Origin of the sequence: Streptomyces sp. NPDC059169 (assembly GCF_042755225.1) — a bacterium.
GTDB lineage: Bacteria > Actinomycetota > Actinomycetes > Streptomycetales > Streptomycetaceae > Streptomyces.
In genome coordinates this window covers 114,015-132,966 of record NZ_JBHZCF010000010.1, presented here as the reverse complement: position 1 = coordinate 132,966, position 18,952 = coordinate 114,015, and the positions used below count along the sequence as shown (strand labels likewise).

18 protein-coding genes are annotated in these 18,952 nt (G+C 72.0%); 12 read left to right on the top strand and 6 right to left on the bottom strand.

The window, feature by feature from the left end; genetic code table 11:
* The first annotated feature begins 92 nt into the window (after positions 1-92).
* Together ddaH and ACFXOM_RS20070 are read left to right on the top strand one after the other, a co-directional pair.
* The gene (gene ddaH, locus ACFXOM_RS20075; RefSeq protein ID WP_384930723.1) at positions 93-869 is read left to right on the top strand and encodes a dimethylargininase; all 777 of its coding nucleotides are present in this window, start codon (positions 93-95) and stop codon (positions 867-869) included.
* Positions 870-1,042: 173 nt separating this feature from the next.
* The gene (locus ACFXOM_RS20070) at positions 1,043-2,017 is read left to right on the top strand and encodes an acyl-ACP desaturase (protein WP_384930726.1); all 975 of its coding nucleotides are present in this window, start codon (positions 1,043-1,045) and stop codon (positions 2,015-2,017) included.
* A 130-nt stretch (positions 2,018-2,147) separates the two neighbouring features.
* Here ACFXOM_RS20070 and ACFXOM_RS20065 read toward each other — a convergent pair whose 3' ends face one another.
* Entirely contained in the window at positions 2,148-2,402 is a 255-nt protein-coding gene (locus ACFXOM_RS20065) for a WhiB family transcriptional regulator (protein WP_384930728.1), read from the bottom strand.
* Positions 2,403-2,526: 124 nt separating this feature from the next.
* The gene (locus tag ACFXOM_RS20060) at positions 2,527-3,330 is read right to left on the bottom strand and encodes a VOC family protein (RefSeq protein ID WP_384945797.1); all 804 of its coding nucleotides are present in this window, start codon (positions 3,328-3,330) and stop codon (positions 2,527-2,529) included.
* Positions 3,331-4,801: 1,471 nt separating this feature from the next.
* On the opposite strand from ACFXOM_RS20060, the gene ACFXOM_RS20055 reads away from it, so the two are divergent.
* A complete protein-coding gene (locus ACFXOM_RS20055; RefSeq protein ID WP_384930732.1) occupies positions 4,802-5,401 on the top strand; it encodes a MepB family protein in 600 nt (199 codons plus the stop codon).
* 134 nt (positions 5,402-5,535) lie between these two features.
* Here ACFXOM_RS20055 and ligD read toward each other — a convergent pair whose 3' ends face one another.
* Entirely contained in the window at positions 5,536-6,546 is a 1,011-nt protein-coding gene (ligD, locus tag ACFXOM_RS20050; RefSeq protein ID WP_384930735.1) for a non-homologous end-joining DNA ligase, read from the bottom strand.
* 52 nt (positions 6,547-6,598) lie between these two features.
* On the opposite strand from ligD, the gene ACFXOM_RS20045 reads away from it, so the two are divergent.
* On the top strand, positions 6,599-7,675 hold the full coding sequence (locus ACFXOM_RS20045; RefSeq protein ID WP_384945799.1) for an ATP-dependent DNA ligase: 1,077 nt from the start codon (positions 6,599-6,601) through the stop codon (positions 7,673-7,675).
* A gap of 178 nt (positions 7,676-7,853) precedes the next feature.
* Complete coding sequence (locus tag ACFXOM_RS20040) at positions 7,854-8,111, top strand: hypothetical protein (RefSeq protein ID WP_384930740.1); 258 nt, start codon at positions 7,854-7,856, stop codon at positions 8,109-8,111.
* A 69-nt stretch (positions 8,112-8,180) separates the two neighbouring features.
* Here ACFXOM_RS20040 and ACFXOM_RS20035 read toward each other — a convergent pair whose 3' ends face one another.
* Entirely contained in the window at positions 8,181-8,609 is a 429-nt protein-coding gene (locus ACFXOM_RS20035; RefSeq protein WP_384930743.1) for a YchJ family protein, read from the bottom strand.
* Positions 8,610-8,971: 362 nt separating this feature from the next.
* On the opposite strand from ACFXOM_RS20035, the gene ACFXOM_RS20030 reads away from it, so the two are divergent.
* The 7 genes from ACFXOM_RS20030 to ACFXOM_RS20000 all read left to right on the top strand — a co-directional run bounded on the left by ACFXOM_RS20030 (position 8,972) and on the right by ACFXOM_RS20000 (position 17,201).
* The gene (locus ACFXOM_RS20030; RefSeq protein WP_384945802.1) at positions 8,972-10,300 is read left to right on the top strand and encodes a 6-phospho-beta-glucosidase; all 1,329 of its coding nucleotides are present in this window, start codon (positions 8,972-8,974) and stop codon (positions 10,298-10,300) included.
* Between the two features lie 11 nt (positions 10,301-10,311).
* Positions 10,312-13,431, top strand: a complete 3,120-nt coding sequence (locus ACFXOM_RS20025; RefSeq protein WP_384945805.1) for an alpha-mannosidase — start codon at positions 10,312-10,314, stop codon at positions 13,429-13,431.
* Positions 13,432-13,501: 70 nt separating this feature from the next.
* On the top strand, positions 13,502-14,566 hold the full coding sequence (locus ACFXOM_RS20020) for an NAD-dependent epimerase/dehydratase family protein (protein ID WP_384930750.1): 1,065 nt from the start codon (positions 13,502-13,504) through the stop codon (positions 14,564-14,566).
* Entirely contained in the window at positions 14,563-15,240 is a 678-nt protein-coding gene (locus ACFXOM_RS20015; RefSeq protein WP_384930753.1) for a glycosyltransferase family 2 protein, read from the top strand. Before ACFXOM_RS20020 ends, ACFXOM_RS20015 begins: the two co-directional genes overlap by 4 nt.
* Positions 15,237-15,860 (top strand): DUF2064 domain-containing protein, encoded by a 624-nt coding sequence (locus tag ACFXOM_RS20010; protein WP_384930756.1) that lies wholly within the window; start codon positions 15,237-15,239, stop codon positions 15,858-15,860. Before ACFXOM_RS20015 ends, ACFXOM_RS20010 begins: the two co-directional genes overlap by 4 nt.
* Entirely contained in the window at positions 15,857-16,525 is a 669-nt protein-coding gene (locus ACFXOM_RS20005; protein WP_384930759.1) for a methyltransferase domain-containing protein, read from the top strand. Before ACFXOM_RS20010 ends, ACFXOM_RS20005 begins: the two co-directional genes overlap by 4 nt.
* A gap of 88 nt (positions 16,526-16,613) precedes the next feature.
* The gene (locus tag ACFXOM_RS20000; protein ID WP_384930761.1) at positions 16,614-17,201 is read left to right on the top strand and encodes a DUF6461 domain-containing protein; all 588 of its coding nucleotides are present in this window, start codon (positions 16,614-16,616) and stop codon (positions 17,199-17,201) included.
* Between the two features lie 27 nt (positions 17,202-17,228).
* On the opposite strand, the gene ACFXOM_RS19995 is transcribed toward ACFXOM_RS20000, so the two are convergent.
* Both ACFXOM_RS19995 and ACFXOM_RS19990 read right to left on the bottom strand, forming a co-directional pair.
* On the bottom strand, positions 17,229-17,702 hold the full coding sequence (locus tag ACFXOM_RS19995) for a hypothetical protein (protein WP_384945808.1): 474 nt from the start codon (positions 17,700-17,702) through the stop codon (positions 17,229-17,231).
* Positions 17,702-18,847: a molybdopterin-dependent oxidoreductase gene (locus ACFXOM_RS19990; RefSeq protein WP_384945810.1), complete on the bottom strand. Its 1,146-nt coding sequence runs from the start codon at positions 18,845-18,847 to the stop codon at positions 17,702-17,704. Before ACFXOM_RS19990 ends, ACFXOM_RS19995 begins: the two co-directional genes overlap by 1 nt.
* Positions 18,848-18,952: the final 105 nt, after the last annotated feature.

The window sequence follows — 18,952 nt, the reverse complement described above, 5'->3', positions numbered from 1 at the left end:
TCGTTCGACGTCCGTGGGGGGGTCTTTACGGGATGGGGCTGGGGGGACTAATGATGGGCGCGGTTACCCCCGAGCCCGCCCCTGGAGAACCCGTGCCGAGCAGAAAAGCCCTGATCCGACGCCCGAGTCCGCGCCTGGCCCAAGGGCTGGTCACCCATGCGGAGCGCATCCCCGTCGACGCCGACGCGGCGCTCGTCCAGTGGGAGGCGTACGCGGAGGCGCTGCGCGCCAACGGCTGGGAGACCGTCGAGGCCGAACCTGCGGACGACTGTCCGGACGGGGTCTTCGTCGAGGACACGGTGGTGATGTTCCGCAACGTGGCGCTCATCGCCCGCCCGGGCGCGGAGTCCCGCCAGCCGGAGACCGCCACGGTCGAGGAAGCCCTGGCGAGGCTCGGCTGCTCGGTGAACTGGGTGTGGGAGCCAGGCACCCTCGACGGTGGGGACGTCCTCAAGATCGGCGACACCGTGTATGTGGGCCGCGGCGGGCGGACGAATGCGGCGGGCGTCCGGCAGTTGCGGGCCGCGTTCGAACCGCTCGGCGCCCGCGTCGTCCCCGTGCCCGTCACACGCGTCCTGCACTTGAAGTCGGCCGTGACGGCACTGCCCGACGGGACCGTGATCGGGTACGAGCCCCTGGTGGATCAGCCGTCGCTGTTCCCCCGCTTCATGCCCGTGCCGGAGGAATCGGGAGCGCACGTCGTGCTCCTCGGCGGCCAGAGGCTGCTGATGGCAGCGAGTGCTCCCAGGACTGCGGAGCTGTTCGCCGAGCTCGGATATGAACCCGTTCAGGTAGACATCGGCGAATTCGAGAAGCTCGAAGGATGCGTGACCTGTCTCTCGGTGAGGCTGCGGGACCTGCACACATAGCGGTGCGTAATCGGATGTAACAACCCCAGGCTTGGCCGACGGCCGGCCGGGCTTTAACCTACGGTTTCGTAACCTACGAGGCCGTAGGTACTTCGCATGCCCTCGTTCGTCCAGCGGCTTGCCCACGGCCGCGTGGGTCGCCGTTCACCCGCACATCCGTCCCAGGAGCCCCCGTGACCCTCACCTCTCCCCACCTCGGCAGTTCGGAAGCGTGGACCGACGCCCGGCTGCTGTACGCGCTGGAAGAGGTGGTCGAGAAGGAACTCAACCGCCATCTCAAGATCGCCAAGGATTGGATGCCGCACGAGTACGTGCCGTGGACGGAGGGACGGAACTTCCCCGGCCTCTTCGAGGACGGCGAGGCGTGGGAGCCCGGCCACTCCAAGGTGACCGACGTCGGCAGGACCGCCCTCGTCGTGAACCTGCTGACCGAGGACAACCTGCCCAGCTACCACCACGAGATCGCCACCCTGTTCGGCCGGGACGGCGCCTGGGGCACCTGGGTGCATCGGTGGACCGCCGAGGAGGGTAGGCACGGCATCGTGATGCGCGACTACCTGCTGACGTCGCGCGCCGTCGACCCGGACAAGCTCGAGCAGTTCCGTATGGCGCACATGTCAGAGGGCTTCGAGTCGGACAACCGCCACTCGATGCTGCACTCGGTGGCGTACGTCGCGTTCCAGGAGCTCGCGACGCGCATCTCGCACCGCAACACCGGCCACCAGTCGGGCGACCCGGTCTGCGACCGCATGCTGGCCCGCATCGCCACCGACGAGAACCTGCACATGGTGTTCTACCGGAACCTGCTGGGCGCCGCGTTCCACATCGCCCCGGACCTGACCATGCAGGCCGTGCGGGACGTCGTGGTCGACTTCCGCATGCCGGGGCACGGCATACCGGGGTTCGAGCGAGCGGCGGCCCAAATGGCGATCGGGGAGATCTACAACCTGCGGATCCACCACGACGACGTCCTCCAGCCCGTGCTGCGCTTCCTGAAGGTCATGGAGATCGACGGACTCGGCCCCGAAGGCAGGAAGGCACAGGAGGAACTGGGGCTCTACATGGACGGGCTGGACTCCGAGGCCCGGAAGTTCGACGAGCGCCTCGCGGCACGCAAGGCGCGCCTGGCGGCACGCGCCAAGGACTGATCCGGCAGCAGCCGCAGAGGAGCGCACCGGGACCGCGGCACCCACGCGTCGTCCCGCACCCGCCCGGTGCACGCCCGGGTGCGGGACGGTCGCCCGCGCTCGGGCCGTCGGACCGCGGGGCCCGGGCGCCTCAGCCCTGCGCCCTGCGCAGCCTCAGTCGCTCCTTCTCCGACAGCCCGCCCCACACGCCGAACCGCTCGTCGTTCGCCAGCGCGTACTCCAGGCACGCCACCCGCCCCTCGCACGCACCGCACAGCTTCTTCGCCTCGCGGGTGGAGGCTCCGGGAGCCGGGAAGAAGAACTCGGGGCCAGCCTGGGCGCACAACGCCGTCTCCTGCCAGGAGAGTTCGTGATCGGTGGTCGAGACAGTGGTGTTGATCGGCATGAAACACAGGTTGCCCCGTGCCGATAAACACCATGTCAATGAATGATCAATGAGAACGTGCCTCACCGTTGCGGCGGCCGGCACGTTGTCCGTGCGAGCCGCAGGAACGAGCCCGGACCGCGCCTCAGGACGGGGACTGTGCCGCGCTCTTGATCACAGCGAAGCGTGCGCCGTACGGGTCGGCGAGCTTCGCGATGCGTCCGACGTCCTCCAGGTCCGTCGGCACCATGCGGACCGTGCCGCCCAGTTGCTCCGCCTGGGCCACCGTCGCGTCCGGATCCGTGACCTCGAAGTACGGGAGCCAGTAGGGACCATCGGCAGCCTCGGCCGGGTCCGCCCCCAGGGGTACGAGCCCGCCGAACATGCCTTCCTTGCCCGCCCCCGCCGGGTTGACCGTCGTGTACGTCTCGTCGCCACCGCCCGGGATAGGGACTCCGTACTCCTCCCAGCCGAAGACGGAGCGGTAGAACTCCATGGCGGCGCGGGTGTCCGGGGTGTAGAGCTCCGCCCAGCAGAGCGTGCCGGTCTCGTTCACGACGTCGAGACCCTTGTTCGTCCCAGGCTGCCAGGTCGAGAACACGACGCCCGCGGGGTCGGAGAACACCGCCATGCGACCCAGGTCCCAGACATCCATCGGCCCCGACTCGACCGTGCCGCCGCCCTCGCGCACCCGTTTGGCAGTGTCATCGGCGTCGGTCGACTGGAAGTAGACGTTCCAGGCGGACACGCCCTGCTCCGGCGGTACGGTCATGCCCCCGGCCGCCGTCTTCCCACCCAACTGGAACATTCTGTAGCCGCCGGCGTCCGGGCCCGCCGACCGGAAGGTCCAGCCGAACAGCCCTCCGTAGAAGCTGCTGGCGCCCTCGATGTCCGGTGTTCCGAGGTCGATCCAGTTCGGGGAGCCGGTGAGATAACGGGTGGTGAGCATGGTGCGTCGCTCCTTCGTGGAGGGGGCCCGTCGATCCGCGTGGTCCTGCCCCCACGAGTCTGCTACCGATCCCGGCCTGCCGCACGCAGTGCGGCAGGCGCGGCGTGGTGCCCGCGGGTTCCGCGACGCCGGTGCCCGGTGGGGACGCGGCGGAACACGGGTGGACCGCCCGATTGCCGCCGCCGACGACGCCGACGCCGAGCCGGTTGGCATACGCCCACGCGTGCCCGAGTGAGCCTCCCCGGGAGATCGCCGGACGTGCGGTCCGCGTTGGGTCCGTGCAGGAGGTGTCGTCCACCTGTTGGCCGGTGCCGGGACTCGGCGCGGCGTCGCGGCGTGTCCTGTGCGATCACTCGTCACGGTGGTCCGGGCGCGCGTCGCCCTCCTGTGCCCGGTCACTCGGGCAAGGTGGGCAGATGCACCACCGGATCAGGCCCCTGGCCCTTGTCGTCCTCCTCGCCGCGACCGGCTGCGTCTCCGTTCCGGCCGCGCCGACGCCTACGGCACCGGGACGCGTCCCGGCCGGATCCCGCCCCCCGGCCCCGGTCGGATCCGACGAGCCGTCCAGGCCCCCGGCGCAGGGGGAGCTCGCGCCGGGTGGCGAGGCGCCGGGCTCGGAGCCGACGCAGGCGCCGCAGACGAGGAGCGGGGACGTGCGGGGACCGGGCCGGCGGGAGGAGGGGCCCCTCCGTGCGGAGTTCCCGGGTCCGGCACGGGAGCCAGGGGCGCGTGCGCACGCGACGCGGACCGAGGGGGCGCAGCAGGAAGCGGTCGGACCCCGCAGAAGGGGCTCCCGTCCGGTCGTCCGCCCGACTCGCCCAAGGGCGGGGTACGACATGCGGGACGTGTGCGAGGCCGCCTACGGGGTCGCGGATCCTTCGCTCGTCGAAATGTGCCGCGCCCACTACGGTCGCTGACCGCCCGCACCGGGGCGGACCCGTCCGTCACCCGGGGCGTGTGCGGTCGGCGTCCGGCGGGCGACGCCCTCCGCCACAGGAACGCGCGGCGGAGGGCGATCCGGTCGCCGACTACGGGTGCCCGGGGCGCGGGTCGGGCGCTCCCGTCGGTTGCCACGGCCCAGGGTGCTCGACACCAGGTCGCCGGGGGCGTCCAGTTGCAGGAGGGTGCCACGGGCCGCGGGACACGACCACGGTCGTGCCCGGCGGGAGGTGCACCGTCTCCCCCGCCGTCCCCGGGCCTGCGGGGCGGGAGCGGAGGCGCAGGCCCCGTCCAGTCAACGCACCGCCTCCTCGGCCCCGGAGGCATCTCCCCGTGGTCGGCGTGCACGTCGGCGTCGGTCTCGGCGTGGAACGTCGCCGTCTGCCAGGCTCCGGTGTCGCTGCTCGTCCACGACTCCCGACGGGCCTCGCGCCGGGCCGCAAGGGCCTTCGGCCGCCCGGGTGACGGGAGTGTCAGTGGCACCGGGCACACTGACCGAGGACCGGGCGGTCCGGGAAGGCGAAGGCTACCGATGGGACGGGACGGGACCACGATGCTGACCAGCGGATCCACTGCGGCGGCCGATGCCGCCGATCACCGCCACCGGCCGGGCGGGGGACGGCTCCCCGCCGACCTCCTCGCCTTGAAGAACCGGGTTTACGACCCGTGCGGGTTCGTCTGGTCGCACCCGGTACCGGAGGAGGAAGGGGCCGCCTATGCGGCGCACGGTTTCACGCTCGACGGCGCCTCCGTGAGGTTCCGGGTGGCCGGGACGACCCCGACGAAGGCGGGCCACTTCGTCACGGTGTGGAAGAGGTCGCCGGACGGCCCCATCCGGCCGTTCGACTCCGATGACCCCGTCGACCTCTTCGTCATCAGCGCGCGCGACGGCGACCGGCACGGCGCCTTCGTCTTCCCCCGCGCCGTGCTGCGCGAACAGGGCATCGTGGCGGGCGGCGGTTCCGTGGGGAAGCGGGCGTTCCGCGTGTACGCACCGTGGGTGGCTCCAACGAGCCGTCAGGCCCTCAGGACCCAGGCATGGCAAGTGGAGCACTTCCTCCACATCCCCGGGAAGGAGCCGGTCGACGCGGACCGGGCCCGGGCGCTCCACCGCCCACCGGCCCGGGAGTGACCGTCCGTCCACTGCGCCGCCGGCATCCGGGTATGCGCCGCGCCGGACTTCCTCGCCCGCCCGCCCCGCGGGGGCGGCGGCCTCCGTACGGCCTCGGCCCGTTCCGCCCCTCCGGCCGTCACCCGATCGCCCGGTCAGTCCTCGCGCCGCGCCCGGCTGGGTTGGACCCGCTTGGGCTCGCCCGGCATCTTGGGGTACTCCGGCGGGTAGGGCAGATCGCCCAGGCCGTGCTCGGCCTCGTCCCTCCGCGCGAGCTCAAGCAGGCTCTCCAGGCTGAAACGATGGTCATCCATGTCGGCGTGCACGTCCCCCACCTCGGCGTACCGGCGGGGCATCGTCGTGATGTCGAAATCCTCGGGCACGGCGTCATCGACCTCGTCCCAGCGCAGCGGAGCGGAGACCGGAGCGTGCGGACGGGGACGCACGGAGTAGGCGGAGGCGATCGTGCGATCACGGGCGGTCTGGTTGTAGTCGACGAAGATCCGCTCACCGCGTTCCTCCTTCCACCACTTGATGGTGACCCGGTCCGGCATCCGGCGCTCCAACTGCCGCCCACAGGCGATGGCGGCCCTTCGGACCTGCGTGAAGGTCCAGCGCGGCTCGATGGGCACGAACACGTGCAGCCCACGTCCGCCCGAGGTCTTGGGCCAGCCGCGCAGCCCCGCACCGTCCAGCACCTCGCGCAGTTCGTGGGCCGCACGCACCGCATCGGCGTAGTCGGTTCCGGGCTGAGGGTCGAGGTCGATCCGCAGCTCGTCGGGGTGGTCGGTGTCATCCCGGCGCACCGGCCAGGGGTGGAAGGTGACGGCGCCGAGATTGGCGGCCCAGACCACCGCGGCAGGTTCCGTGGGGCACATCTCGTCCGCGGACCGCCCGCTGGGAAAGGTGATGTGCGCGGTGGGGATCCAGTCGGGCAGGTACTTGGGTGCGCGCTTCTGGAAGAAGGACTCCCCGGTCACTCCGTCGGGGTAGCGCTCCAGAGTGGTGGGCCGTTCCCTGAGTGCGCGGGTGATGCCGTCGCCGACGGCGAGGTAGTACTGGACCACGTCGAGCTTGGTGTAACCGCACGCGGGGAAGTACACCTTGTCGGGATTGGACACGCGCACGGTGCGCCCGTCCACTTCCAGTTCCACCGCTCCCGCCATGCCCGCCAGCGTAGGCCGTGCCCCAATCCCTCGCATACCGGACAATTCACCTATGGATCTCCCGGTGATGCCTCCTGTGAAGCCGATGCTCGCGAAGTCCGTGGCGAAGATCCCACCCGGGATGCAGTACGAAGCCAAATGGGACGGCTTCCGCGCCATCGTCCACCGGGACGGCGACGAAGTGGTGATCGGAAGCCGCACCGGCAAACCCCTCACCCGCTACTTCCCTGAGCTGGTCGCGGCACTGCGCGCCAACCTGCCCGGCCGGTGCGTCGTCGACGGGGAGATCGTCATCGCGCACGGCGGACGGCTGGACTTCGACCGGCTCACCGAGCGCATCCATCCGGCCGAGTCGCGGGTACGGAAGCTCGCCGAGAAGACACCTGCGAGCTTCGTCGCGTTCGACCTGCTCGCGCTCGACGACACGGCGCTGCTGGACGCTCCGCTGGCCGAGCGGCGGGCCGCGCTCGCCGATGCCCTGCGGCACGCACGTGAACCGGTCCACATCGCGCCGGCCACGACGGACGCCGCGCTCGCCCACGAGTGGTTCGAGCGGTACGAGGGAGCCGGCCTCGACGGGGTGATCGCCAAACCGCTCGACCTTCCCTACCGCCCGGACGCCCGACTGATGTACAAGATCAAGCACGAGCGGACGGCAGACGTCGTCGTCGCCGGCTACCGCTTCCACAAGAGCGGACCGGTGGTCGGCTCGCTGCTCCTCGGCCTGTACGACGACGGGGGCGACCTCCAGCACGTCGGCGTATGCGCCGCGTTCCCCATGCGGCGCCGCGCGGAACTGGTCGCCGAGCTGGAACCGTTGCGCCTGGTCGACGCGTCGGACCATCCGTGGGCGAGGTGGTCCGACGAGACAGCGCACGCGTCCGCCCGGCTGCCCGGCGCGCCGAGCCGCTGGTCGGGGAAGAAGGACCTGTCGTGGGTGGCACTGCGGCCGGAACGGGTCCTGGAGGTGGCCTACGACCACATGGAGGGCGACCGCTTCCGGCACACCGCCCAGTTCCGCAGGTGGCGCCCCGACCGCACTCCCGGGAGCTGCCGCTACGCCCAGTTGGAGGAGCCGGTGCGGTACGACCTCTCCGAGGTGCTGGCACCGCCGCCGCCCCCCGGATGACCGGTCGGGTACCGGAAGCGGCCGCTTGCTCCCGCGGGGCAGAAGCGACCGGTCGATCGCGAACGGTTGCAGCACAGAGACGGACCCGCCGACGAACCGTGAATCCCATCCGGTACGTATAGAAGGAGAACACTTCCGATGCCCGGCGCCCCCGGGGCACATCAGCAAAGGACTTCACGTGACCGCGTCGAACATCGTCCCCGTCCCGATCCCCGACAGTGTCGCAGCACTGATCGGGTCCTGCATGCCGACGGGCGTGCTGCAGGCGGAGATCGACGCCGAGTGCGCGGCGCGCGAGGCGCTGCGCTTCCGGGCCCCGTTCTGCAGCGAGGACCAGGCCGACCGCGAGCACGCACTGTCGGTCCTGGCCAGGGCGAACAAGGTTCTGGCGGCGTACAACCCCCGGCTGGTGCTGCGACCCGGCGGCAGGCGCTGACTCCAGGCTGCCCTGCCGCCGTGCGGCGGGGCACCGGGCAGTCCGCGCCAGGCCCGGCAGGTGCCGGGCTCAGTCGACGAACGTGCCGTCCACGTACACCCAGGCACCGTCGTGGCGCTCGAAGTGGCTGCGCTCGTGGAGTTCTCCGGGCTCGTTCCCCACGGTGTAGCGGGCGATGAACGTCACGGTGCCCGTGGTGTGGAACATGCTGCCGTCGGTCGCCTCCCGGACTTCCAGCCCGGCCCATCGCACCGCGGGGTCGAACTCGACCGACGCTGGACGCTTCTCCGGGTGCCAGGTGCGCAGCAGGTACGCCTGGTCGCGGACGACGAAGGCGCTGTAACGGGAACGCATCAACAGTTCGGCGGTCTGGGCGACGGACTGCCCGGAGTGGAACCTTCCGCAGCAGGAGCCGTAGACGGCGGGCAGACCGCAGGGGCAGGGGGACTGGGCGGTGACGGCGGACGGCCGCCGGGGGGTGGTGGTGCGTCGGGCCATGGACCCATTGTGTCGGGCGATGTGCGTCCGCCGTGACGCGCATCCCGATCTCTTCCTCTCCGGCGGCTGCGTCGGCGTCGATGACGGGTCTGACCGCGATCGAAGGGGCCAACGCATCGGCCCGCGCGGCGGCGAACGCACCCCTGGACCGCATCGGATCACCCGCCTCGCACTGCACGGTCCGGTGGCCGGCTGTCCCGGGGCCGCTCCCGCGCTTCGGCGCACCACGGGCCGCAGACGGTGCCGGACGCCCGTCGGTTCTCGCGGGAACGTCGCGAAGGTGACAGCGTGGGGACTGCCGACCGACGGCCGGAGCGCGGCCTGATTCCCGGAATGCGCCGGGGAACGAGGAGGGTCACCGGATGAAGCTGACGATTCTCGGCGGCGGGGGGTTCCGCGTGCCGCTGGTGTACGGCGCGCTCCTCGGCGACCAGGCCGAAGGCCGGGTCACCCGCGTCACCCTCCACGACGTGGACGCCGGCCGGCTCGACGCCGTCTCCACCGTGCTCGCGGAGCAGGCGGCAGGGCTGCCGAACGCTCCGGAGGTCACGGTCACCACGGACCTCGACGAGGCCGTGCGCGGCACCGACTTCGTCTTCTCCGCGATCCGGGTGGGTGGGCTGGAGGGCAGGGCCGCCGACGAGCGGATCGCGCTCGCCGAGGGCGTGCTCGGGCAGGAGACGGTCGGCGCCGGCGGCGTCGCCTACGGCCTACGGACCGTTCCGGTCGCGCTGGACGTCGCCGGACGGATCGCACGGCTCGCGCCGGAAGCCTGGGTCATCAACTTCACCAATCCGGCGGGCTTGGTCACCGAAGCCATGTCGCGACTGCTCGGCGACCGGGTCATCGGGATCTGCGACTCGCCCGTCGGGCTTGTCCGGCGCGTCGCCGGAGTCCTCGGCATCGACCCGACCGCGGCGCGCGTCGACTACGTCGGCCTCAACCACCTCGGCTGGCTGCACGGGCTGCACGTGTCCGGACGCGACCACCTGCCGGGGCTGCTGGCCGACTCGGACGCCCTCGGCTCCTTCGAGGAGGGCAGGCTCTTCGGTGCCGACTGGCTGCGCTCGCTCGGCGCCGTCCCGAACGAGTACCTGCACTACTACTACTTCCACCGCGAGATGCTGCAGGCGTACCGCAGCAACGACCGGACGCGCGGTGCGTTCCTGCGCGAGCAGCAGGCAGGGTTCTACGCGCGACCTTCGCTGGCGAGCTGGGAGTCGACCCGCGCCGAACGCGAGGCCACGTACATGGCCCACAGCCGTGCGGCGTCCGGCGCGGGCGAGCGCGCCGCGGCGGACCTCTGCTCCGGTGGCTACGAGCAGGTCGCCCTCGCCCTGATGCGTGCCGTAGCCGGGGACGAGCCGACCACCCTGATCCTCAACGTCCGCAACCGGGGCACCCTTTCGGCACTGGACGAGGACGCCGTGATCGAAGTGCCGTGCCTCGTCGATGGATCGGGCGCGCGCCCGTGCAGGGTTGCCCCGCTGCCGTACCACGCAGTCGGTCTGGTCGCCTCGGTCAAGGCGGTCGAACGGGAAGTCCTCGCCGCGGCGAGGACCGGTTCGCGCGCGTCCGCCGTGAAGGCGTTCGCTCTGCACCCCTTGATCGATTCGGTCACCGTCGCCCGCCGTCTCCTCGACGCGTACACGGACGAGCACCCCGGCCTCGCCTATCTCAACCGGAAGTAGGTGTCAGTCAGATGCACGACGAACGTCGGAGGATCGAGGATCGTGTCAGGCGGGTGCTGGAACAGCGGATCTGGCCGCTGGTCCACTCCGCAACCGTGCCGCTCGCGGTCGAGGCCTGGCAGGTTCCAGACGAGCCGGTGCCGTTCGAGGAGGCCCTCCTCGCCCCGTACGAGCCGTTCGCCGTAGGCAGTCCGTGGGGACCCTGCTGGGGCACCACCTGGTTCCGGGTGCGGGGCGAGGTCCCGGCGGACTGGGCCGGACGGCGTGTGGAGGCCGTCTTCGACCTGGGCTTCTCGGGCGGACGGCCGGGCCAGCAGGCCGAGGCACTGGTGCACCTGCCCGACGGCACACCGGTGAAGGCGGTCCAGCCGGAGAACCAGTACGTCCCCGTCTCCCCCTGCGCGGCCGGCGGGGAGCAGGTCGCGTTCCTCATCGAGGCCGCGTCCAACCCCGACATCCTCGGCCGCGGCTTCCTGCCCACCCGCCTCGGGGACGAACGCTCCGCGGGCGGGGAGCCGCTCTACACGTTCACGCGGGCCGATCTCGCCGTCCTCGACGAGGACGTCTGGCACCTGACGCTCGATCTGCAGGTGCTGGGGGAACTGATGGCGGAACTCGGGGACCACGAGCCGCGTCGCCACGAGATCATGCTCGCACTGGACCGTGCGCTGGACGCGCTGGACCCGGACGACGTGTCCGGGACGGCCTGCGCGGCACGTGCCGTGCTGTCCGGGCCCCTGTCCTGCCCCGCGCACGCCAGCGCCCACACCGTCTCGGCGGTCGGCCACGCCCACATCGACAGCGCGTGGCTGTGGCCCCTGCGCGAGTCCCGGCGCAAGGCGGCCCGCACCTTCGCCAACGTGACGGCGCTGGCCGCGGAGTACCCGGAGTTCGTCTTCGCCTGCTCGCAGGCGCAGCAGTACGCCTGGGTGCGGGACGAACATCCGCAGGTGTGGGCGAGGATCCAGGAGGCGGTGCGCAACGGCCAGTGGGTGCCGGTCGGCGGCATGTGGGTGGAAGCCGACGGCAACCTGCCGGGCGGTGAGGCACTCGCCCGACAGTTCGTGCACGGCAAGCGTTTCTTCCTCGACGCCTTCGGGATCGAGACCGAAGGCGTCTGGCTGCCGGATTCGTTCGGGTACACGGCTTCCTATCCGCAATTGGCGAAGCTCGCCGGGATGAAGTGGTTCCTGACGCAGAAGCTGTCCTGGAACCGGACCGACAAGCTGCCGCACCACACCTTCTGGTGGGAGGGCATCGACGGCTCCCGGATCTTCACGCACTTCCCGCCGGTCGACACGTACAACGCGGTCTTCTCCGGGCGGGAGATGGCGCACGCGGTGCGCAACTACCGGGAGAAGGGCCGGGGGACGCGCTCGCTCCTGCCCTTCGGGCACGGTGACGGCGGCGGCGGGCCGACCCGCGAGATGCTGGAACGCGCACGGCGGCTGTCCGACCTGGAAGGATCGGCGAAGGTCGTGATCGAACATCCGGACGCCTTCTTCGCGGCCGCGCAGGCGGAGTACCCGGACGCGCCCGTCTGGTCGGGCGAGCTGTACCTGGAGCTGCACCGGGGGACGTACACCTCGCAGGCCCGCACCAAGCAGGGCAACCGCCGCAGCGAACACGCTCTGCGCGAGGCCGAGTTGTGGGCGACCGCCGCCGCCCTGCACGTCCCGGGGTACGCCTACCCGTACGAGGCGCTCGACCGGTTGTGGAAATCGGTGCTGCTCCACCAGTTCCACGACATCCTGCCGGGCTCGTCGATCACCTGGGTGCACCGGGAGGCGGAGGCCGAGTACGCCCGGATCGCCGCCGAGTCGGAAGCACTGACCGCACAGGCGCTGGAAGCGGTGAGCGGCGCCGGTCCCGTCGAGGCGTGGGTGTACAACGCCGGCCCGGTGGACCGTGCGGAGGTCGTGCGACTGCCCGGAGCGCTGGCCGTGGTGCTGGATCCGGGGCTACCCCGACTGTCGGACGGGTCGGCGGCGGTGTTCGTCACGGCACCGGCGTGCGGCTCGGCGCGGGTCACCGCCGACGCGCACGTTCCGCACCGGGTCACGGTCACCAACCGCGTCCTGGACAACGGACTCGTGCGGGTCGAGTTGGCCGACGACGGCACCTTCCGTTCCGTGCATGACCTGGTCGCGGATCGCGAGGTCCTCGCGCCCGGCGGTCGGGGCAATCTGCTGCGGCTCCACGACGACCTGCCCAACCGCTGGGACGCCTGGGACATCGACGAGCACTACCGGCACCGCTGGACCGACCTGCTGGACGGCGCGGTGATCAGGATCGCGGACGACGACGGTCTCCTCGGCGCACTACGGGTGGAGCGCGCCTTCGGCGCGTCCGGCCGCTCCCGGATCGTGCAGACCGTCACGGTCCGGGCGGGCAGCCGTCGGGTGGACGTCGAGACCGAGCTCGACTGGCACGAGACGGAGAAGATCCTCAAGGCCGGGTTCCCGCTCGACGTCCGTGCGGACCGCTCCACCGCCGAGATCCAGTTCGGGCACGTCCACCGGCCGACCCACACCAACACCAGCTGGGACGCCGCACGCTTCGAGGTGTACGGGCACCGCTGGGTGCACGTCGGTGAGACGGCGTACGGGGTGGCGGTCGTCAACGACTCGACCTACGGGCACGACGTGACGCGCACCACCCGTGTGGAGGACGGCGGGACGACCACCACCGTCCGACTCAGCCTGGTCCGTGCCCCGCGCGTACCCGATCCGCAGGCGGACCAGGGGCTGCACCACTTCACCTACTCCCTGCTGCCCGGCGCGACAGTCGAAGAAGCGATCAGGGAGGGCTACGCACTGAACCTGCCGCTGCGCATCGGCCCCTGCGGCAGGGAACTGCCGCCCGTGGTGTCCACGGACGGCCCCGCCGTGCTGGTGGAGGCGGTGAAGCTCGCCGACGACGGATCCGGCGACGTGGTCGTACGTCTCTACGAGTCGCTGGGTGGCCGGGGGACGACGACGCTGCGCACCGGTTTCCGAACCACGGGGGTGGTGTTCGCGGACCTGCTCGAGCGACCACTGCCGGGACCCGTGCCCGTGCTGGAGTCGAACACGGTGCGCCTTTCCCTGCGCCCGTTCCAGATCGTGACGCTGCGACTGTCCCGGAATTAGTCCTTACGGACCCATGACGGCGCGGCGTCGGACCGGGGCATCCGGTGATCCGCGCCGTAGCGTCAGTGACATGCGAGTTCTCGTCACTGGAGGCGCGGGATTCATCGGCACGCACGTCGTGGCCGCCCTCGCCGCGCGCGGCCACGACCCGGTCGTCCTCGATGCCCTGCTGCCCGCCGCCCACCCCGGTCCCCCTTCCCCCGCCCTCGGGTCGGTCCCCGGGGTCGTCCACGCGGACGTCCGCGACCGTACGGCCGTCGTCCATGCGTTGCGGGGTGTGGACGCCGTCTGCCACCAGGCGGCGATGGTCGGCCTCGGCCGGGACTTCGCCGACGCGCCCGAGTACGTGTCCTGCAACGACCTGGGCACCGCCGTGCTCCTCGCCGCGATGGCCGAGGCCGGCGTGCACGACCTGGTGCTCGCCGGGTCGATGGTGGTGTACGGGGAGGGGCGCTACGACTGCCCGGCCCACGGCGGGGTCCGGCCGGGGCCACGGCCGGTGACCGCCCTCGACGCGGGCAGGTTCGAACCGGACTGCCCACGCTGCGGAAAGGAATTGACGCCCGGCCTGGTGGACGAGGACGCGCCGGTCGATCCACGCAGCGTGTACGCGGCGACCAAGCTCGCGCAGGAGCACCTGGCGGCGGCCTGGGCACGAGCCACCGGCGGCCGGGCCGTCTCGCTGCGCTACCACAACGTGTACGGGCCGGGGATGCCACAGAACACTCCGTACGCGGGTGTCGCCTCCTTCTTCCGTTCGGCGCTGGAGCGCGGCGAAGCCCCGCGCGTCTTCGAGGACGGCTGCCAGCGCAGGGACTTCGTGCACGTGCGGGACGTGGCGGAGGCCAACGTCGTGGCCCTGGAGGCGTTGCACGGGAGAGAGCCCGGTGTGCTCACCCCGTTCAACACGGGTAGCGGGACCCCGCACACCGTCGGAGAGATGGCCGCGGTGCTGGCCGCCGCGCACGGCGGCCCCGCTCCGACGGTAACCGGGGAGTTCCGGCTGGGGGACGTCCGCCACATCACCGCCGACTCCCGTCGGCTCATGGCCGAGCTGGGCTGGGCCCCGGCGGTCGGATTCGCCGACGGCATGGCCGAGTTCGCAACCGCGGGAATGCGGGGTGCGGGCGCGTGAGCACCACCGTGGACGTGGTCCTGCCCTGCCTCGACGAGGTGGAGGCGCTCCCGTGGGTCCTGGAGCGGATCCCCGCCGGGTGGCGGGCGATCGTGGTCGACAACGGTTCGACGGACGGCTCGGCCGAACGCGCCGCCTCCTTGGGTGCGACCGTGGTCCGTGAACCGCGCCGCGGGTTCGGGGCGGCCTGTCACGCCGGCCTGCTCGCCTCGCGGGCCGCGTACGTGTGCTTCTGCGATTGCGACGCGTCGCTGGACCCGGGACTGCTGCCGGGCATGGTCGAACGGGTGGCTGACGGCGAGGCCGACCTGGTGCTGGGGCGGCGCAGGCCGCAGAAGCGCGGGGTGTGGCCGCTGCACGCCCGCACCGGGAACGTGGCCCTGACGCACCTGCTGCGCCGCCGCACCGGCCTCGCCCTGCACGACCTGGGGCCGATGCGCGCGGCACGGCGCACGGACCTGCTGCACCTCGGCCTGACGGACCGGCGCAGCGGCTACCCGCTGCAGATGGTGGTCCGGGCCGCGGACGCCGGATGGCGGATCGCCGAGGTGGACGTGCCGTACCTGCCGAGGACGGGGAAGTCGAAGGTCACCGGAACGTGGCGGGGGACCTGGCAGGCGGTGCACGACATGCGAGCGGTGCTCGCGCAGACGCCCTCGGGGAGGACGGCATGAGCACCCTGCTCGTCATCGCGAAGGAGCCCGTGCCGGGACGGGTCAAGACCCGGCTCACGCCCTGGTACACGGCCGGGGAAGCCGCCCTCCTCGCCGAGGCGGCGCTGGTCGACACCCTGGAGGCCGTACGGGAAGCGGAGGCGGACCGCCGGGTACTGGTGTTGGACGGCGCGCCAGGACCCTGGCTGCCGCCCGGGTTCGAGGTCGTTCCGCAGGTCCCGGGGGGACTGGACCGGCGGCTGGCCGGGGCGTTCGCGGACGTTTCGGGACCTGCGCTCCTGGTCGGCATGGACACCCCGCAGGTGTCCCCCGCGCTGCTGACCCACGGGCTGCGCCTCGCTGCGGCCGGGGCCGTGTTCGGGCCCGCCGCGGACGGCGGCTTCTGGGCGCTCGGGCTGACCGAACCGGATCCCGCGCTGTTCCCCGGCGTGCCGATGTCCGTGCCCGAGACCGGCGCACTGCAGCGGCGGCGGCTGACCGAGGCTGGGCTGACGGTGCATCACCTGCCGGTGCTGCGTGACGTCGACACTCCCGAGGACGCGCGGCTGGTCGCGGACGCCGCACCCGGCAGCAGGTTCGCCGCGGCGGTGGCACGCCTGACACGGGCGGGGGCACGATGACGACGACGATACCGGTGGACACGAGCTGCACCACGGCGTGGCGGGCGGACCCGTACGCCGATGCGCTGCGCAGCGGTCGCGGCCCGCTGTACCTCCGCCGCCCCGACGGATGGCTCCTGCCGCTGGAGGTCGAGCGCTGGTGCGCGGCGCCGGACGAGGCCGACCGCACCGTACTGGACCGGTGCCGGGGTGCCGTGCTGGACATCGGCTGCGGCCCGGGCCGGCTGGTCGCCGCGCTCGCCGCCCCGGAGCGACGGACGCTCGGGGTCGACGTCAGCCCGGCCGCGGTCGCCCGCGTGGTGCGCTCCGGCGGCAGTGCGCTGTGCCGCTCCGTCTTCGATGCACTGCCGTACGAGGGCTCGTGGGGCACTGCCCTGCTGATCGACGGCAACATCGGCATCGGCGGAGACCCCCGCGCGCTGCTGTCGCGCATCGGCGAACTCGTCGCCCCGGACGGGTTGCTGATCGCCGAAACGGCACCGGTGGAGGTCGACGAGCGGGTGGACGTCAGGGTCCTGGACGGCAGCGGCGCACTCGGGGCGCCCTTCCCGTGGGCGAGGGTGGGGGTGCGTGCCCTGCTCGACCACGGCATGGCGACCGGCTGGGCGAGCACGGCCACCTGGACCGCCTCGGGACGCAGCTTCGTCTCGTTGTCCCGGGAGTAGTCCGCGCTGCAGCCCCTTCGGGCGACGGGAGCACCGAGCCCGGTGCTCCCGTCGTCGTGTGTCGGCGGGATGTGCGAGCATCCGATCCGTGACGCACACGCATGAGCATCCCGGCCTGACGCCGCTGCGCGACGGCGACTTCCCGATCTACACGGTGACGTTCGTGCGGGACCTGGAACCGGCCGAGGTGCTCGCCCGCATGGGCGTGGACCCGGAGACACTCGCCCTGCGCGACAGCACGGGCCTGGCGGACGAACTCGGCGACGACTTCTACGACGACGAGGAGCCGGTCGTCACCACCGGCGTCCAGGGACGCTGGACCTGGGCCTGGGAGCGGGGCGGTGTGCACGGGCTCGACGCGCGGATCCTGGGGCCGGTCTCCCGCGGCACGGAGGCCGTCGTGGTGCATTTCAACGAGAAGCCGGTCCACTGGTTCGCGTATGCCGTCGACGGCAGGGTCGTCGTCGACTTCCACACGCTGTCGCCGATCGAGCCGGTCGGGGACGACCCGACCCGGCTCGATGCTCACATGCGGCCGTTGGGGCTGGTTCCCGGGCGGGTGGCACCACTGCACAGTGTGCTGTCCCTGGTGGAGAACGCCTTCGGCATCGGGCTCGTGCTTCCCGGAGACGACGATCTGAGCCTGAGCGGCCGGTTGTACCCGCTGCCCGAGTGACCGCGGGCGGTTCTACCGCGCAGCCGGCTACGGCGCGGGCTCACCTGCGGTGGTCCCGTCGCCGGTGCCCCCGTCCTCCTTCCGAGCGGCCGACCACCGCTGCCACCGTTCGTGCACCGTGCGCACCGCCCGGGGAAGCAGCAGCCCTGCGGCGGCCAGCACAACGACCGCACCGGACGCCAGCAGCCAGTTGGCGAAGTAGTCCAGCGGCAGGACCGACGGGTTCTTCGGCGTCCCGGGGCGCAGCAGCGCCGGCAGCGCGACCAGGGTCAGCGCACCGACCGTGATGAGGGTCGCGCGCAGGATGCGACGGCCGGGACGCGCGGCGATCAGGGCACCGACCGCGAACACCACGGGCGCGATGAGGGCGTCGTGCAGCACGACCGCCCCGACGAGCCAGACCACCACGTCCCACGGGTTGCGCACCTCTCCCCCGCCGAACAGCAACCACGCCCCGAAGCCCATGACCGCGACCCCGACGCCGCCCACCAGGAACCGCATCACAGCACCTCCAACCGTGCGACCCACTTGGTCTGCAGCACACCGGGGCGGTTCGGTGCGATGATGCGAGCCGGGAAGCCGTGGTCCGGTGAGAGGACCTCGCCGTTGATCCGCAGCGCCAGCAGGGTCAGCGGATCGCGTGCGTAGCCCTGACCCATCTCCATGACGCGGTAGGCCCCGTGCCCCTCCAGGGACACGACGCGCAGACGCGCTCCCGGCGGCGCACCGGCCCTGTCCAGCAGGTCACGGATCCGCACCCCCGTCCACTCGGCGGACCTGCTCCAGCCTTCGACGCAGGCGATCGGCAGGGTCACCGTGTGCTGCGGCATGGCTCGGAGTTCGGCGAGGCCGATCTCGTACGGCCGGGGGCCGGTCACCGCCAACCGCCAACGGCCCGCGGACACCCCCGTCACGCCTGCTGCCGCGGCCGTCCGGTTGACCGGCAGCGCCTGCGGTCCACGGTCCGGATGGCGTGGGGCCAGCAGGTCGAAGCGCTTCAGCGGGGTGAACGACTGCCCCACCGTGACGAGGGTGACCGCGCCGACCGCCGCCGCGAGTCCCGCGAGCAACGAGCGCCGGTCCGGCCCGTCCGCAGCGGCGAGTGCGCGCACCTCGGGTGAGCGACGTGACCAATGCGCCGTGATGTCGGGCGCCTTGACCGCGACGTGCACCAGCAGTGCGCCCACCAGCACCCAGGCAACGGCGAAGTGCACCGGAACGAAGGAGAACGGCCACGGGTACCACTGCACGATGTTCAACAGCCCGCTGAACAGCTCGAAGACCGCTGCGGCGACCATCGCTGCGACCGAGAGCCGCTCCAGTGCGTGCCGGACGGAACGCACCACCGGCTGGGCGAAGAGCTTCGGGTACACGGTCCACAGCTTCGCCACGAGCAACGGGATCGCGGCCGTCCCGCTCGCTACGTGGAGCCCCTGGCTCAGCCGGTAGCCCCAGGCCGGGCGGCTGGGCAGCAGGGGCACGAGCGCCTCGGGCGGGTGCTGCAGCACGTGGCTGATCAGCCCGGTCACGAAGCACACGGCGACGGCGATGCCCAGCCACCGACCGATGACCGTGGCCGTGCGGGGATCGTGCAACCGTGCTGTGAAGGACGGCACGGGAACGCGGGGCGGTGATGGGAGCCTCATGGCTCCATCACACCCCCGGACGGCCGCCCGGTGGCCGTTCTGGCACCTTACGGATCTCTGACATCGAGGGCGCGTTGCGGTCCCGGGACCGCCGGTGCTGCCAGG

Coding starts and splice junctions, on each gene's coding strand:
- ACFXOM_RS20065 (WP_384930728.1), bottom strand. CDS start 2,402: ATGCCGATCAACACCACTGTCTCGACCACCGATCACGAACTCTCCTGG.
- ACFXOM_RS20060 (WP_384945797.1), bottom strand. CDS start 3,330: ATGCTCACCACCCGTTATCTCACCGGCTCCCCGAACTGGATCGACCTC.
- ACFXOM_RS20055 (WP_384930732.1), top strand. CDS start 4,802: ATGGGACGGGACGGGACCACGATGCTGACCAGCGGATCCACTGCGGCG.
- ligD (WP_384930735.1), bottom strand. CDS start 6,546: ATGGCGGGAGCGGTGGAACTGGAAGTGGACGGGCGCACCGTGCGCGTG.
- ACFXOM_RS20045 (WP_384945799.1), top strand. CDS start 6,599: ATGGATCTCCCGGTGATGCCTCCTGTGAAGCCGATGCTCGCGAAGTCC.
- ACFXOM_RS20035 (WP_384930743.1), bottom strand. CDS start 8,609: ATGGCCCGACGCACCACCACCCCCCGGCGGCCGTCCGCCGTCACCGCC.
- ACFXOM_RS20030 (WP_384945802.1), top strand. CDS start 8,972: ATGAAGCTGACGATTCTCGGCGGCGGGGGGTTCCGCGTGCCGCTGGTG.
- ACFXOM_RS20025 (WP_384945805.1), top strand. CDS start 10,312: ATGCACGACGAACGTCGGAGGATCGAGGATCGTGTCAGGCGGGTGCTG.
- ACFXOM_RS20020 (WP_384930750.1), top strand. CDS start 13,502: ATGCGAGTTCTCGTCACTGGAGGCGCGGGATTCATCGGCACGCACGTC.
- ACFXOM_RS20010 (WP_384930756.1), top strand. CDS start 15,237: ATGAGCACCCTGCTCGTCATCGCGAAGGAGCCCGTGCCGGGACGGGTC.
- ACFXOM_RS20005 (WP_384930759.1), top strand. CDS start 15,857: ATGACGACGACGATACCGGTGGACACGAGCTGCACCACGGCGTGGCGG.
- ACFXOM_RS19995 (WP_384945808.1), bottom strand. CDS start 17,702: ATGCGGTTCCTGGTGGGCGGCGTCGGGGTCGCGGTCATGGGCTTCGGG.
- ACFXOM_RS19990 (WP_384945810.1), bottom strand. CDS start 18,847: ATGAGGCTCCCATCACCGCCCCGCGTTCCCGTGCCGTCCTTCACAGCA.